Annotated in this window: 12 protein-coding genes and 3 tRNA genes; 2 read left to right on the top strand and 13 right to left on the bottom strand. The window is 55.7% G+C overall.

Translation table 11 applies throughout. From position 1 onward, the window contains the following. The first annotated feature begins 193 nt into the window (after nucleotides 1-193). A complete protein-coding gene (locus ABEV74_RS17145; protein WP_430147864.1) occupies nucleotides 194-412 on the top strand; it encodes a hypothetical protein in 219 nt (72 codons plus the stop codon). Between the two features lie 573 nt (nucleotides 413-985). Here the strand turns inward: ABEV74_RS17145 and ABEV74_RS17140 are convergent. The 4 genes from ABEV74_RS17140 to ABEV74_RS17125 form a co-directional block, all read right to left on the bottom strand. Further along, nucleotides 986-1,074: transfer RNA gene (locus tag ABEV74_RS17140), tRNA-Leu, on the bottom strand. Nucleotides 1,075-1,235: 161 nt separating this feature from the next. Beyond that, nucleotides 1,236-1,312, bottom strand: a tRNA-Ile gene (locus ABEV74_RS17135). 23 nt (nucleotides 1,313-1,335) lie between these two features. Continuing rightward, nucleotides 1,336-1,412 (bottom strand) — tRNA-Met (locus tag ABEV74_RS17130). A gap of 83 nt (nucleotides 1,413-1,495) precedes the next feature. After that, nucleotides 1,496-1,660 carry a hypothetical protein gene (locus ABEV74_RS17125; protein WP_201024081.1) on the bottom strand — a complete coding sequence of 55 codons (165 nt, stop codon included), beginning with the start codon at nucleotides 1,658-1,660 and terminating at the stop codon, nucleotides 1,496-1,498. A gap of 107 nt (nucleotides 1,661-1,767) precedes the next feature. Here ABEV74_RS17125 and ABEV74_RS17120 point away from each other — a divergent pair, with 107 nt between their 5' ends. Next, complete coding sequence (locus tag ABEV74_RS17120; RefSeq protein WP_430147861.1) at nucleotides 1,768-2,280, top strand: 2'-5' RNA ligase family protein; 513 nt, start codon at nucleotides 1,768-1,770, stop codon at nucleotides 2,278-2,280. A gap of 128 nt (nucleotides 2,281-2,408) precedes the next feature. Here ABEV74_RS17120 and ABEV74_RS17115 read toward each other — a convergent pair whose 3' ends face one another. The 9 genes from ABEV74_RS17115 to ABEV74_RS17075 all read right to left on the bottom strand — a co-directional run bounded on the left by ABEV74_RS17115 (nucleotide 2,409) and on the right by ABEV74_RS17075 (nucleotide 14,342). Next, a complete protein-coding gene (locus ABEV74_RS17115) occupies nucleotides 2,409-3,971 on the bottom strand; it encodes an ABC transporter substrate-binding protein (RefSeq protein ID WP_213529016.1) in 1,563 nt (520 codons plus the stop codon). A 6-nt stretch (nucleotides 3,972-3,977) separates the two neighbouring features. After that, a complete protein-coding gene (locus ABEV74_RS17110; RefSeq protein WP_062492434.1) occupies nucleotides 3,978-4,862 on the bottom strand; it encodes an ABC transporter ATP-binding protein in 885 nt (294 codons plus the stop codon). Nucleotides 4,863-4,865: 3 nt separating this feature from the next. Then, a complete protein-coding gene (locus ABEV74_RS17105; protein ID WP_430147858.1) occupies nucleotides 4,866-7,778 on the bottom strand; it encodes an ABC transporter permease in 2,913 nt (970 codons plus the stop codon). Nucleotides 7,779-7,781: 3 nt separating this feature from the next. Then, nucleotides 7,782-8,870: an efflux RND transporter periplasmic adaptor subunit gene (locus ABEV74_RS17100; RefSeq protein WP_430147855.1), complete on the bottom strand. Its 1,089-nt coding sequence runs from the start codon at nucleotides 8,868-8,870 to the stop codon at nucleotides 7,782-7,784. Beyond that, nucleotides 8,836-9,699, bottom strand: coding sequence for an ABC transporter ATP-binding protein (locus tag ABEV74_RS17095; protein WP_235593394.1), 864 nt, complete (start codon nucleotides 9,697-9,699; stop codon nucleotides 8,836-8,838). The genes ABEV74_RS17100 and ABEV74_RS17095 overlap by 35 nt, the downstream gene beginning before the upstream one ends. A 202-nt stretch (nucleotides 9,700-9,901) precedes the next feature. Beyond that, nucleotides 9,902-10,183: a hypothetical protein gene (locus tag ABEV74_RS17090; protein WP_430147852.1), complete on the bottom strand. Its 282-nt coding sequence runs from the start codon at nucleotides 10,181-10,183 to the stop codon at nucleotides 9,902-9,904. A gap of 1,361 nt (nucleotides 10,184-11,544) precedes the next feature. Next, the gene (locus ABEV74_RS17085) at nucleotides 11,545-12,378 is read right to left on the bottom strand and encodes an alpha/beta hydrolase (RefSeq protein WP_430147850.1); all 834 of its coding nucleotides are present in this window, start codon (nucleotides 12,376-12,378) and stop codon (nucleotides 11,545-11,547) included. Then, nucleotides 12,375-13,322: an aldo/keto reductase gene (locus tag ABEV74_RS17080; RefSeq protein WP_062492430.1), complete on the bottom strand. Its 948-nt coding sequence runs from the start codon at nucleotides 13,320-13,322 to the stop codon at nucleotides 12,375-12,377. Before ABEV74_RS17080 ends, ABEV74_RS17085 begins: the two co-directional genes overlap by 4 nt. 30 nt (nucleotides 13,323-13,352) lie before the next feature. Continuing rightward, entirely contained in the window at nucleotides 13,353-14,342 is a 990-nt protein-coding gene (locus ABEV74_RS17075) for a Gfo/Idh/MocA family protein (RefSeq protein ID WP_062492429.1), read from the bottom strand. Nucleotides 14,343-14,379: the final 37 nt, after the last annotated feature.

Raw genomic sequence — 14,379 nt, 5'->3', positions numbered from 1 at the left:
TGCGAAAGTTGAGTTAATAATTTCTAAACTTTCAAAATTGTAAAATGCAAGCGTAATCGTAACAAGATTATGATGCTCTAACACATTAATTCATTAAAATATTGACAATCGTTGGGAGTGGCTCTTAAATGAACATGCGGACGGTAAACCGTTTGCAATATCAAAAAGCGTAAAGTCTGGAGGTTATTCTTTTATGGAAAATAATGAAGCAGAAGATCTGATAAAGAAAATTTTCGGCGATACGGAGCCAGTCAATGAAGACGGGAATGGAATTAGATACTTTACCTGTAAATGCGGCAGAATCGAACACAGAGAAACTATAGTCGATGGGATACCAACCATCATTTGCGAATGCGGAGAGACTTATTATACGGCTTCAGCGGTTCGATTAATGGAACAACAAAATAAATAACCATCTTGGGGGATGCTGAAACCAACTCTGCAGCATTGCCATGAACGCTTTGCGTTCCTGTCAAAATTGCAGACCTGCCGCCCCCCATACCCCCTTCACCTGAGAGGTTGAAGATTGAAAATAAATTGCGTTCCGAAAACTTCAGTTTTCGGGACGGCCAAGCGCTTCTCCGAAGCGAAGCGGAGGAAAGTGCGCGGTCAGAAAGTGCCGTAGCGTAGCGCGGCACAAATTAGTGGGGAAAGTTTCTCTATATATGAAAACTTTCCCCACTTAAACCTGCCTGTCACGTTCAATGTCAATTCTGCTAAGCCTTGTGCCTTCTTGAAAAGAAGAAACCGATTAAAACAATCTTTCCAACCTGCATCCGTTGCATTGATACACGTTATCCGCTTTTTGCGCAATAAAAAACCCTCCTTCCAGCTTGTGATTAGCAAGCCAAAAAGAGGGATTTATCATGAATCCTGTGTATCAGTCAGGTACTACAGGACTTTTACATTTTAACGTTTTGATCAGCACAAAAATCATTCGTCCGGCGATTCGAAACGGCATGCCGTGACGGTTCTCGATGTTGCGTGGTGCCGAGGACGGGAATCGAACCCGTACGGTAGTCACCTACCCCAGGATTTTAAGTCCTGTGCGTCTGCCAGTTCCGCCACCCCGGCACGGGATGTGTAATGACGATACAGATATTAACATGCACCGTCACGCTTGTCAACGAAAAGCCAGGCATATTTTTCCGTTCGCAAAACAAAAACCGCACCGATCATATGCCGGCACGGCGATCTGAACGATTGCAGCGAACCAATAGCTCCTCAGAGTCCTGTGGTGGGCCCTGAGGGACTCGAACCCCCGACCAATCGGTTATGAGCCGACCGCTCTAACCAACTGAGCTAAGGGCCCCTGAAAGGACAAACATACATATATGGTTGCGGGGGCAGGATTTGAACCTGCGGCCTTCGGGTTATGAGCCCGACGAGCTACCGGACTGCTCCACCCCGCGTCATTTGGTCACAAAAATAAATATACAACATTCACTATAGCTTAGTCAATTGTTTTTTTAATTTTTTTTATGGCGGCGATGCGTCAAGGAACGAAACGTACCCCGTAACGCCCTTTGCGGGAACGAAAAATTTCGATTTCCCTCGGCGATTCGTACCCGTAAATCCACCAGTCGTTCTCCATCCGCTTGACTACGCAACCGGCCTGAAATTTCGTTTCATACAGTCGCGCCCAATAAACCCACTTCATCCGCACAACTTTCCTTTCACGCTTTTCTTGTCATTAGATTGCCCCGAAGTCTGCAAAATCAAGCAAATCGTGTATAATAAAATTACCCGAACAGGAGGCTGATGCGTATGCAGTACGGCATTGCCATATTGCCGACCCGCGAAATACAGGAATTCGCGGACAGTTGGCGCAGAAGATACGATCCTTATTACGACAAAATCGTTCCTCACTTGACGGTCAGAGAGCGGGAGGAAATGGACGAAAGCCGGCTTGCCGAAGCCGTTCATCAACTGGAGCGGACCGTGGACCGTTTCGCGCCTTTTTCGCTGCTCTTTAATCGGGTGTCCACCTTTTATCCGGTCACGAATACGTTGTATTTGGCTCCGGAACGCCCGGAGACGGTCATCGAGCTGCATCACGCGGTTTGCCAAGGCCCCTTGAGCCTGGAATCGCCGAAGTATGTGTATACTCCGCACATTACGATCGCTCAAGAGATGTCGCCCGACGAGCTTCACGACCTGTACGGACGCCTCCGCATGATGCGGTTCGATCTGAAAATGGACGTAAACGAAATTCATCTGTTCGAGCGGGCCGAAGACGGCCGCTGGTCGATTCGTCAATCGTTCGCGCTCGGCGGATAGCGGTTGGAGAGAGGTATGCGGCCGCGAACGGCTGTACGCCGTTGGCGGATATGCGCGGGAAGCGCGCCGCCCAAGCAGAAAGAGCCCTTAAATCGGCATTGCGCCGTTTAAGGGCTCCTCTTGTTCGGTTACTCGGTTTTTGCCTCTTCCGCCTCTTCCGCTTTCGTTTCAGGGACCGGCAATACTTCGACACCGCTGCTTTGCGTGTCTTTGCCGTTATTCGATTTGTTTTGCTTCAATCGTTGCAGCACTTCGTTGCCTTTCGTCTCCCACTCGGCAAGCGCCTCTTTAATGGTCTTGTTCCCTTGCAGCACTTCGTTGAACAATTGCTCGCCCGGCTGCTGCGCTTCCCAGATACCCGGAATTTCCCGGTAAAGTTTTTCCTGCTCCAAACTTTGCGGCGGCAGCGGCTTGAGCGAATAGAACGCCTGAATATTGTAGTCGAGACCGCCCTTCGGTTGCAGAAATTCTTTGCGGGCCACCATTTCGTACGTGCTGCGCGATTTCAGCTTCGCCCATTCCCTGCTGTTGCTGAACTTCACGAACTCCCATGCGTCGTCCGGATTTTGCGCGTTGGCGTTGACGCCCATCAATTGACTCAAATAAACGTTCCCGCCGACTCCCGGCTTCTCCGGATGTTGGGGCACCGTGACGACGTCCCAATCGATCGCCTTGATGTCCTTGTTCGTCGCAGACATATCTTTCGCCCGAATCAGATCGTTAATATAACCGTAATCGGCAATGACCATGGCGACGCGACCGTTCATGAAAAAGTCGTCGGAGTACGGTCTGTACCCATACGAGTCACCGCTTTTGTTCATTTCCTCCATCAGCGCGTTCAGATCTTCCTGCGTCGGCGTCAGTTTGTCTTTGTACAATTTTACAATGGTCTCCCATACCTTGGCCCAGCCTTCGGTATTGACCGTCATCCGTTCGCCCTTGTCGTCGAATATTTTCAGCTGCAACGGCGATGCGTAGTTTTGCATGTCCCAGAACCCTTGATACGACCAGCGGCTCAGCATCAAACCGAACGTGCGCTCTTTTCCTTCCCCTTTGCTGACTTCGCGGGCTTTATTGATGACGTCCTCCCACATCATATTGTCCGTCGGCGGCTCGACTCCTGCCTTCTGGAAAATTTCCTTGTTATAGAAAAGCGCGGATGAGCTGAACGTCGGCGTCAGCGCATAAATGTTGCCTTCCCCTGCCTCCTTGATGCCGTCGATCACCGTCGGCACGTAATCGGACAGATCGAATTCATCCTGCTGGATCAGCGGATCGAGCTGCTTGAGCAAGTTGTCCTGCGTCAGCCGTTTCAGCATATTGTAGTCCAGCACGACGACATCGACCGGATTTTGTCCGGTCAGCAGCTTCTTGAACTCTTCATACGGATCTTTCTGCTCCTGCTCCTGGCCCGGCTGGGTATAGCGCATATCGTCGTAGTTGATCGCATAGGCGATTTCCAGATCGATATTGGGATGCGTAAATTCGAACGTATCGGTATACTGCTGGCGGAAATATTGCTCGTTGTCCGAACCGCCGTACAACACGCCGATCCGCAGCACACGGCGTTCGGCCGATTCCGTGCTTTCCCCTTTGCTGCATGCGGCGAGCAGCGGCATGAGCAGCATCAGCGCCATCAATCCCGCAGCCACTCTGCGAACAAGCGATTTGGAAACTCCATTCTTCTTCATAACCGTTTACCCCTCCAATGATTTCGGCTGCGAGATGATGATCCGCTCGCCGTCAAATTCGAGACTGGCCTTATCTTTAATTTTTAACGCCGCCAGATACTCTTTCGGAATTTGCAGCCGTCCGACTTTGTCGACGACGACATAAGCTTCGTGCACCTCATGAAGACCGCCGGCGGAAGACGGTATGCGTCCGTCCGCCGAGTCGAGGTTCGGATTGCGCTTAATAAATTCCGTGCTCGTCAAGCCGTCGCGGATGGCAACGACCCTGTCGACCTTGCCGGCCAGCGACAGGTCATGCGTTACGATCACGATGGTAACCCCGAGCTCCCGGTTCAGCCGCCGGAAAATATCCATAATGATGTCCGATGTCCGGGAATCGACCGACCCTGTCGGTTCGTCCGCAAGCAGCAGCTTGGGGCGGTTGGCGAGCGAGATCGCGATGGCCACCCGCTGCTGCTCGCCGCCGGACAGCTGATGCAGCTTGTTGTGCATCCGCTCCTTCAGCCCGACCCATTCCAGAAGCTGCTTCGCGTAGCTCCGGTCCAGATTGCCGGACAGCATCATCGGCATCTCCACATTTTCCAGCGCTGTCAGATAAGGCAGCAAATTGCGGGCATTGTTCTGCCAAATAAAGCCGACCGTGTCCCGCTTATATTCCACCAGCTGCTCCTCGGTAATTTTCAGCAAATCCCATTTGCCGACCTTCACCTGGCCGGCGGATGGGCGGTCGAGGCCGCCCAGAATGTTCAGCAACGTCGACTTGCCGCTGCCGCTGTTGCCGATAATAGCCATCATTTCGCCTTCGTCGACGGTCAAATTGAGGCCTTGCAGCGCCACGACCTCCAGATCGTCGGTCTTGAAAATTTTGACCAAGCCTTCGCAATAAATCACACGTTATCGCTCCTCTCCCATCTTGACCGCCTGATGGACGCGCAGCCTGCGGATATGCAGGAACAGCAGCACCGCGCCCAGCAGCATCATAAATCCGACTACCGCGTACAACTGGTTCGTATCCTGGGAGTCGAAGATAACCCTAAACGGCGGCACCGCATCCACGACGTTGTCCGTCGTCTGCAGAAACGGCAGGAAGAGCAGGCTGGTCACTTTGCCGATCGCCACGCCGAGAGCGATGGACAGACCGGCGGTAAAGATTTGCTCCAGCAGCAGCATCCCGGTCAGCTGCTTGCGGGACAGTCCCATCGCGCGGAGCACGCCGAACTGGACGACCCGGCCAGACAGGTTGAAAAACCAGAACAGCACGTAGCCGGTCAGCGAGACGATGACCGACACGAGAAACCCGAGGCTGAGAATGCCGAAAACGCCGCCTCTTGTCGGATGCTTGGACTGCGTAATCAACTCCGTGCGCGAATCCTGCACGGACGCGAGCTCGATGCCCTGGCTCTGCAGCTCCTCGATTATGGGAGCGACCAGCGCGCCCGGCTTCATCTTCAGCCACACCTCGTAAGGCTTGATCGGAAGCTGGTCGTAAATATAGTCCAGATTGGCGATGACGAACGGCGATTTGTCCGGATACTGGCTCGGCCAGTAAGGCAGAATGCCGACGATTCCGAACTCCAGCATCCCGTCGGCAAATCCGACTTCGATCTTGTCGCCGATCTTGAGCTGATATTTATCCGCCACGCCTTTCGGAATAATGGCCGCATGCTCGTAATAGCCGAGATTGCGCAAATAATAGAACGGATGGACCGGATACAGATCGTCGCGGAACCAGGCGACCTTGGCAAAATCGACATTGTCGATGCCCATCACCGTTCCTTGGCCGATCGACCTGCCGGCAATGACGATATTGCCCTTGTCCTTGAGCACCCGCGCCGCCGCTTCCACGCCTTCGAGCTTGCGGAACAACTCGAACGGCGGCTCCGAATACAGGATGCGCGTCGGTACGCCCGGACTGCCGCCAGGGTTCCCGCCGCCGCCTCCTCCGCCACCGCCGCCTCCGGGAGCTCCGCCGGGATTGCCGGACCCTCCGCCCCCTGAATTGCCTCCGCCACCGCCGGGCGGTTGCGACGGCGGCAATTCAGGCGTTCCGTACCAGACCGTTTGGATGATGACGTCGGTTCCGTATTTATAGAGCGTCCGTTCCGTCGAGTTGAGATCGATCGTCCTGGCCGCCGAAGCGTTGTAAACGCCGAGACCGAGCGTCAGAATGAGCAAAATCATGATCGGATAATACGTTTTGGACGAACGGGACAGCTGCGTCAGCGTCAAATACAGCGGCACCGGCAAAAACTTGCGCCCGAGAAAATTGAACAGCTTCAGCAGCCACGGAAAGAGCCGCAAAAAGAACAGTCCGAGCGCGAAAATCGAAATCGCCGGCACGAAAAACAGAAACGGCTGCACATTCAGCTGGTCGGTCGTCATCCCGGTCGAGAACGTAATCATTTGCCGTTCGTTGAACAGATACCAGCCGTAGCCGGCGACGCCGAGCAGCAGCACGTCGAAAAACCAGCGCTGCCATACCGGCGCCCGGTCCGAACGGGCGAGCTCCTGCTTGTAATTGACGATCGAAGATCTGGCGTAAATGACCGCGGGAATAACGGTCGCGAGCAGCGCCAGCGCAACGGCCGAGACGCCGGCGATGATTGCTTCGGTCGAGAAGCCGACCGGAATCGACTTGCGGTTAACGAACTCGAGAAAGCCGTTCGCAGAACCGATGCTCTTCGCCATGAACCAGCCGAGCAGAGGGCCGGCAACGAGCGCGACGGCGCCGAGCAGCAATCCCTCCAGCGTGTAGATCCAAATGATTTGCTTCGTTCCGGCGCCGCGGCTGCGCAGCACCGCGATATCGCTGCGCTGCTTGTCAAGCGCCTGCCGCGCGTTCATTGCAATAAAGAAAAACACCATCGCGATCATCGGCGCAGCCAGCGTAAACAGCATCGTCTGCAGCTGCAGGCTCATTTTGCGGAACTCGTCGAGCGTCGAAGCGAACGATATTTCCACCTTCGTGTTTTGAAGCCTCTGGTACAGCTCCACGTTCAACCGCTCAAGCGTCTGTCTGAGCGGCGAAATCTGGCTCGTCTTGATTTCCCTCAGATCGAAAACGTAAAACCAGTTCGCGTTCGCGACAGGAATGCCCCGGCTGCCGAGCAAGCCGTCGACAAATACGCTTTCGCTTACTTGCAGCGTATTCATCAGACCTTCCATTCCCTGATACCAGAACGGATCGGTGTCGGAAAGCGGCTTGAAGGCGCCGACCACATGGACGCGAAGCGTCAGGTCGAGTCCGCCGAAAACGGGATACTCATAGATGTCGCCTATATGCACGTCATTGCGGTACATCGCCTCTTCCATCATGACGACCTCGATCAGCCCGTCCTCGGACTCCGTGTCCGAAAACCAGCGGCCTTGCGTCAGCTCGACCTTGTCTTTCAATCCCGACATCGCCATCAGGGTCGCCTGACGGACGCGGCTTGCGTCGATTTTCGACGAATCTTCGGGAATGATTTCGGTGCCGCGGATGGAATAGCTGCGAACGAAAGTCTGATCGGGGAATCCGATCATCCCGGGTACGTCTTCTTGTATGTAGCGGTCCACTTCATCGAGCGCCGCGGCATCGGTCTTCGCGCCGCCCTGGGATTGGTAACGCATCAGCAGAGAACCGGCGGGCAGCCCTGTGCTCTTCTGCTTCAGCGACTCGGCGACGACGCGCTTCAAGGCCCCGTCCGCGTACATCGGAATGCTGGTGGCGAATGCCACCGCCATGACGAGGCCTGCCAGCGTGCTGAGCGTCAGCCAGCGGGTGTTCCACATTTTGCGGAACAAAAAGCGAAAAAGCGGCAGTCCCATCGGCTATCGACCTACAACTTTCTGGCCGGGCGTCAATCCTTTAATAATTTCCACTTCCGTCGCGGTCTGCTGTCCGACCTCGACGTCGACTTCCCGTTTGCCGTTCTCGTCAACGACCTGCACGTAAGTTCGCGAGCCCATGCTCCGCAAGGCGGACGGCGGAATGACGATCGCATTTTCCTTGCGGTTGACCACGATGCTGATCGAAAGCGGCGTTCCGCGCTGCACGCCTTTCGGCATTTTGTCCAGCGTCACGAGCAGGAAATCTTCCGGCCGTTCGGCATCGTTCTGCCCGCCCGTTCCGCCGTTGCCGCCGTTGCCGCCGTTGCCGTTGCCGCCGTTCTCCGTATCGGGAACCGGAAGCTGCTTGATTTTACCGTTCACCTTGCCGGCATTGTTCAAATCGACAGTAACCGGCATCCCGACGGACACCTTCTCCAGATCATCCTTCGTCAGCTTAACCGCAGCCACCAGCTGCGATGTATCGGATATGACGGCGACCGGATCGTATGCCTTGATCAGATCCCCTTTCTTCACATTGACGGTCACGACCGTGCCCGAGATCGGAGCGGTCAGTTCGGCTTTGGCGATTTCCGCTTCCTGATCGGCAATCGCCTGCCGTTTTTCCTCGAAATTGATCACTTCCTGCTCGAAATCGACAGGGTCCATTTCGTCGCGCTTGCGCAGCGTTTCTTTCATCGCCGTCTCGTCGCGCCTGAACTGCAGCCGTTTCTGGCGCAGATCTTTCTCCAGATCCTCGACGTCGAGCCGCCCGATCACCTGTCCGGCCTTCACCGTGTCGCCGACCTTGACGTTCAGTTCCATCAGCCGCCTGCCGTCCAAAGTGAAAAACAACGTTTCTTCCTGCAGCGAGATCAGCTTGCCGGAAGCCGACACCCGCGTCTCCAGCGTCGTCGTCGTCACCTCGTATTCCGGCTTCTGCGAAATTTGCGGCGGCGTAATTTCGGGCAACACCTCCTCCTCTTGCTCTTTCGGCAGAAGCGAACAGCCGCTTGCGGCGACAAGCGATGCCGCAAGCAGCACCGCCAATCGTTTTCTAGCTAATTTTTCCGTCCACCATTTCGTAGACATGGTCTGCTACCTCCAAAATCGTAGGATCGTGCGTCGTCATACAGATCGTCACTTGTTCGGTTCGAATGATGTTCTGGAAGACAGCCATAATTTGCGCCGCCATCTGGGAATCGAGCTCGGCAGTCGGTTCGTCGGCCAGCAACAGCCGCGGCTTGTGGGCAATCGCCTTGGCGATCGCGACCCGCTGCTGCTCCCCGCCGGACAGCTCGAACGGGCGATGCTTCATCCGTTTCTCCAGCCCGACAAGCTCCAGACAGCGGGCGGCCCGCTCCCTCCATTCGGAGCGAGGAGTGCCGGCCATGCGCATGGAAAGCTCGACATTCTCGAGCGCCGACAACATCGGCATAAGAGCGTATGCCTGGAATATAAACCCGATTTCCTTGCGGCGGATATGGGTCCGCTTGTCGTCGTTCATCTCATGAAACGGCAAATCGCCAAACCAGATTTCGCCTTTGGTCGGACGGTCGAGACCGCCGATCAAATTGAGCAGCGTCGTCTTGCCGGAGCCGGATCGTCCTTTGAGCATAATCAGTTTCCGGTACGGCAACTCCATATCGATTCCCTTTAATACATGCAGCGGCCGCCCGCCAACCTGGAACGTCCGCTCCACGCCGCTCACTCGCAATATCGGCTTGCGCGGCCCGCCGTCTTCGGCCGCTTCGGGCGACTTGTCCGCCCCCGAAGTCGTTCCGCCGGGAAAGACAGCGCCATTCTCCGCAACGGAAACCGGACGCGCGGATTCGCCGCTCGCCCCCTCCGTTTTTTCCCCTGATCCTGGCGCTTCAGCCGTAACGGCACCTTTTTTTCTCCAGTTCAAGCCCCATTTCATCGTCGATTGTTGCTCCTCCCCCTCATGTCGTCCTGCTTTCAACTTACGTTTCGGTCTATGAAACGCCCATTAGCAGATTTTAATAATTCTCATATACCTGTATAGACGGATGAAGACGAAAAAAAGTTACGTAATATTTGGAAATCATCATATAAAGATTTGCTAAAGCGGTTTTTGTCGAAGAAAGGGGAAATGAAGAGGATCAAAACCGAATGATTGCGACAGTTTTAAGGTCGGTAAACTTGATGCGGTAACTACTATCGTCGGGAACATCCGAGTAAACAAGGTAAAACCAATCAGACGAAGGACGCTCAGGTACTTGTCTGTTGACATATCCTGTACCATATAAAACTTCCTTGCTGTTGACGGTTTTGATTACCTCATACTTTACAGAAACTCCATCAACAGCATTGCCAATTTCTTGCCACCCCTTCAAACTAGCGTTTTTAGTCGTCGACTTAGAGAACGAGTTGCTGCTGACCAAATATTTTCCGCCTGCAAGTTGTTCAATATTCCAATACAAACAGACCCAAAGATGCTGATTTCATTGTGCGTCAGAAATCGATGAACGGGGAAACGGATTAGCCCCTTGCCGATGTGGTACGCCCGATTCGAGATGACTTTTTCGGGCAGACCGATAGTTGATGCCTATCAGCAAGGTCTGGAGAAGAAGCCTCTTTTCGACGTTCTCCACCGATCTCCGGCTCTCCGCCTAAATCCGATTGGAGCCCTCACGTTACCCGTCTGTCCGTTTCGTGCCTTTGATGAAGAAATCGCAAGAGTCAAGAACCGTTACATAGAAAGAGAACCGTGGCGAGGAAACTGAAGAAAGTCGCGGCTTGCTCTGGAGAAGTATTTCAAACTCGTTCTAGTTGCACGTTGTACAATGAATTGGCTGAAAAAGAAGCTGCTGTGGCGGTTGGTTGCACAAAGTGCATTGAATTTAGCCAGAACGTCCGAAAGAGGGGCACATATTCGATTTTAGTTGCACGTTGTACAATGAATTGGCCGGAAAAGAAGCTGCAACGGCGGGATAGTTGCACAAAATGCATTGAATTCGGCCGGAACGTCCGAAAGAAGGGCACATATTCGATTTTAGCTGCACGTTGTACAATGAAATGACCGAAAATGAAGCTGCAGCGGCGGGATAGTTGCACAAAATGCATTGAATTCGGCCGGAACGCCCGAAAGAAGGGCAATATTTCGATTTTAGCTGCACGTTGTACAATGAATTGGCCGGAAAAGAAGCTACAGCGGCGGTTGGTTGCACAAAGTGCATTGAATTCAGCCGGAACGTCCGAAAGAAGGGCACATATTCGATTTTAGCTGCACGTTGTACAATGAAATGGTCGAAAATGAAGCTGCAGCGGCGGTTGGTTGCACAAAGTGCATTGAATTCGGCCGGAACGTCCGAAAGAGAGGCACATATTCGATTTTAGTTGCACGTTGTACAATGAAATGGTCGAAAATGAAGCTGCAGCGGCGGTTGGTTGCACAAAGTGCAATTATTTTACATTTACGGTCGGAATGCCAGAATGGAAAGTGCCTTTCGAGCAAAGGACAAAGGAGGACACAACTCTGACCGCACCTCAAACGGCCCTCCAAACGCTTCTCCAAGCGTTCCTCCAAACGCCTCTCCAAACGCCTCTCCAAACGCCCCTCCAAACGTTCCTCCAAACGCCCCTTCAAACGCTCCCCCAAACGGGCACCTCAAATAGCACCTCAAATAGCACCCAAAACGTCTCCCAAACGGACACCACAGACATCGTCGTAAAGCCATTGCCGCACAAAAAAGTCCGTTCGCCCCGATACGGACGAACGGACGAGTGCCGGCCGGTTGGCGCATCAAACGGGCGAGGACGCCGGCCAGCCGTTGCGCTTCAGCCAGATGGCGCACAGACCGGTCCACGTGCCGACATGCTCGTCATGCTCGGCGAGCCCGAGTCCGTGACGCCCCTGCTGGTACACATGCAGATCGAACGGCACGCCGTGCCGGCTAAGAGCGGCCGCCATTATCAGGCTGTTCTCGACGGCCACCGGATCGTCGGCCGTATGCCACAGGAAAGCGGGCGGCGTCTTCGCGCTTACCTGCGCCTCGCCGCTGAGCGATGCGGCCATATCCGGATCGGGCTCGGGACCGAGCAGATTGCAGAGCGATCCTTCGTGCCGGTAAGGTCCGCGCATCGTAATGACCGGATAGCAGAGAATCATCGCATCCGGCCGGCAGGATGCCCGGTCCGCCGGATCGGCCGCCCCGGGATCGCCGTCATCGAAGCGGGTGCCGGCCATCGCGGCCAAATGCCCGCCGGCGGAGAAGCCGAGCACCCCGATCCGCTGCGGATCGACGCCCCATTCCGCGGCCCGGCTGCGTACGGTGCGGATGGCCCGCTGCACATCGAGCAGGGCCGCCGGATAACGGTAAGGCGCAACCCGATAGCGCAGCACGAAAGCCGATATGCCCAAGCCGTTCAGCCAGCGCGCGATCGGCTCGCCTTCATGCGCAGCCCGGACGGCATAGCCGCCGCCGGGGCACACGACAATCGCTCCGCGCGGCGAACCCGAAGCGGCTCCGCTCTCCGCCAGAAAAGGCATGATGGCGGGACGGTCTTCGTCCCCATTTCCTTCGGCCAGCGGAGCGCCATCCGGCCACAACAGTTCCCAGGCCGCCACCGGATTCAAGCCGCTCCGTCCCGGTCGGCGGACAGATCGAGCCAGCGGATCTCCTCCGGCGTCAGCACGATATCCGCCGCTTCCCGGCACGAACGCAGCTCGGCTTCATTGCGCGGGCCGATAACCGCCCCGGTCGGATAAGGCTGATTCAGCACATAGGCGAGCGCAATCTGGATCGTCTCGCAGCCCTTCTCCTTTGCGAGCTGCTCGGCGCGCCGGTATCGCTCCCAGTTCGCGTCATTGTAGAATACCCGTACCAGATCCGCATTCGATCGGTCTTCCGGCGTATAACGGCCGGTGAAGAAGCCGCGCGCCTGCGAAGACCACGAGAACAGCGGCAGCCCGGTCCGGACATGCCAGGCGTGCATCTCGTCGTCCACGCTGACGCAATCGTGCCAGTACGGCTCCTTCGCTTTGGCCAGACTAAGATTCGGACTGTTGAACGAGAAGCCGATCAATCCGTGTTCCTCCGCGTACCGGTTCGCCTCCTCCAGCCGCTGCCACGTCCAGTTGGATGCGCCGAAAGCGTGGATGCGTCCCGCTTCGACATGCTCGTTCAGCGCCTCCAAAATATGGCCGACCGGCACATCCGGGTCGTCTCGATGGAGGGCGTACAGGTCGACATAGTCGGTGCGCAGCCTCTCCAGGCTGATCGCAAGCTCCTCGGCAATGGCGTCGCGGTTGACGCGCTTGCCCTTCTCGTTCGGATGAGCGCCTTTCGTCCAGATCAGAATGTCCTCGCGATTGTTGCGCTCCTCTATCCACATGCCGATCGCCTGCTCGCTTTTTCCGCCGCAGTAAATGAACGCCGTATCGATCGTATTGCCGCCGATGGCGACGAATGCGTCGAGGTTTTGGCTGACCAAGTCGTATATTTCGGGCGTAAAATAATCCGATCCCATAATGAGCGGAGCGACTTCCTGCTTTAACCCTTCGATTTTGACCGAACGCATAAGGGCTCCCCTTTCAGTGTTGGATTAGGTTTAGGAAATGACGACGCGCTCGCGCGTCTCTGCGGAACGAAGGCAGGCGTCGATGACCTTCATGTTGTTCACCGCGTCGGCCGGGCTGAAACGCTGCGGCTGCTCGCCCCACACGGTCCGGGCAAAATCGTCGGCCTGCAGCGCGTACTGGTCGAGCGTCTCCATCCGCTCCTCGCGCTCCCCGTCCTTCGCATACACCTTGAAATGCGGCTCGCCGATAAAGGCGGACGGCACCTCGATGCGTCCATCCGTGCCGAGCACTTCCAGCGTATTGCGGAATGCGGCCCACATCGCGCAATCGAACGTCAGGGCGACGCTGCCCGGAAATTCTACCAGACCGGACGCCATCATATCGACATGGTCATGCTCCGGAGACAACAGCGCATGGACCGTCGCCGCCTCCGGCTCGGCATCGAGCAGCAGTCTGGCGACGCTGATCGGATAGCAGCCGACATCGTAAATCGCGCCGCCGCCCCAGTCTTTGCGGAAGCGGACATTGCCTTTATGGCCTGCGCTGTTGAACGTGAAGGTGCTGTGAATGCCGCGAATATCGCCGATTTCGCCGGAGCGGATAATTTCCTTGATCCGGTCGTAGCGCGGATGATGCCGGTACATGAACGCTTCCGCCAGCACGACGCCGGCTTTGGCGCATTCGTCCGCCATCCGCTGCGCTTCCTCCGCGTTGAGCGCGATCGGTTTCTCGCAAAGCACATGCTTGCCGGCTTTCGCCGCGCGAATCGTCCACTCCATATGCAGATGGTTGGGCAGCGGAATGTAAACGGCATCAATTTCCGGATCGAGCAGCAGCTCCTCGTAGCTGCCGTACGCCTTCGGAATATCGAGCTCCTCGGCCGTCTCCCGCGCTTTGGACAGCTCGCGGCTCGCAATGGCCGCCACGACGCCCGTTTGCGAATGGCGAATGCCCGGAATCATCGCCCGCTTGGCGATTCCCGCGCAGCCGATAATGCCCCAGCGCAACGTTTTGCTCATACGAATCTCACAACCTCTCTCCCGTTTGCCTACATTA

Origin of the sequence: Paenibacillus cisolokensis, from assembly GCF_050481165.1 — a bacterium.
GTDB classification, from domain to species: Bacteria; Bacillota; Bacilli; order Paenibacillales; family Paenibacillaceae; genus Paenibacillus_AH; species Paenibacillus_AH cisolokensis.
Note: the sequence above shows the minus strand (reverse complement) of the source record. Positions and strands in the feature narration are given on the sequence as shown.

Coding starts and splice junctions, on each gene's coding strand:
- ABEV74_RS17145 (WP_430147864.1), top strand. CDS start 194: ATGGAAAATAATGAAGCAGAAGATCTGATAAAGAAAATTTTCGGCGAT.
- ABEV74_RS17125 (WP_201024081.1), bottom strand. CDS start 1,660: ATGAAGTGGGTTTATTGGGCGCGACTGTATGAAACGAAATTTCAGGCC.
- ABEV74_RS17120 (WP_430147861.1), top strand. CDS start 1,768: ATGCAGTACGGCATTGCCATATTGCCGACCCGCGAAATACAGGAATTC.
- ABEV74_RS17115 (WP_213529016.1), bottom strand. CDS start 3,971: ATGAAGAAGAATGGAGTTTCCAAATCGCTTGTTCGCAGAGTGGCTGCG.
- ABEV74_RS17105 (WP_430147858.1), bottom strand. CDS start 7,778: ATGGGACTGCCGCTTTTTCGCTTTTTGTTCCGCAAAATGTGGAACACC.
- ABEV74_RS17100 (WP_430147855.1), bottom strand. CDS start 8,870: ATGTCTACGAAATGGTGGACGGAAAAATTAGCTAGAAAACGATTGGCG.
- ABEV74_RS17095 (WP_235593394.1), bottom strand. CDS start 9,699: ATGAAATGGGGCTTGAACTGGAGAAAAAAAGGTGCCGTTACGGCTGAA.
- ABEV74_RS17080 (WP_062492430.1), bottom strand. CDS start 13,322: ATGCGTTCGGTCAAAATCGAAGGGTTAAAGCAGGAAGTCGCTCCGCTC.
- ABEV74_RS17075 (WP_062492429.1), bottom strand. CDS start 14,342: ATGAGCAAAACGTTGCGCTGGGGCATTATCGGCTGCGCGGGAATCGCC.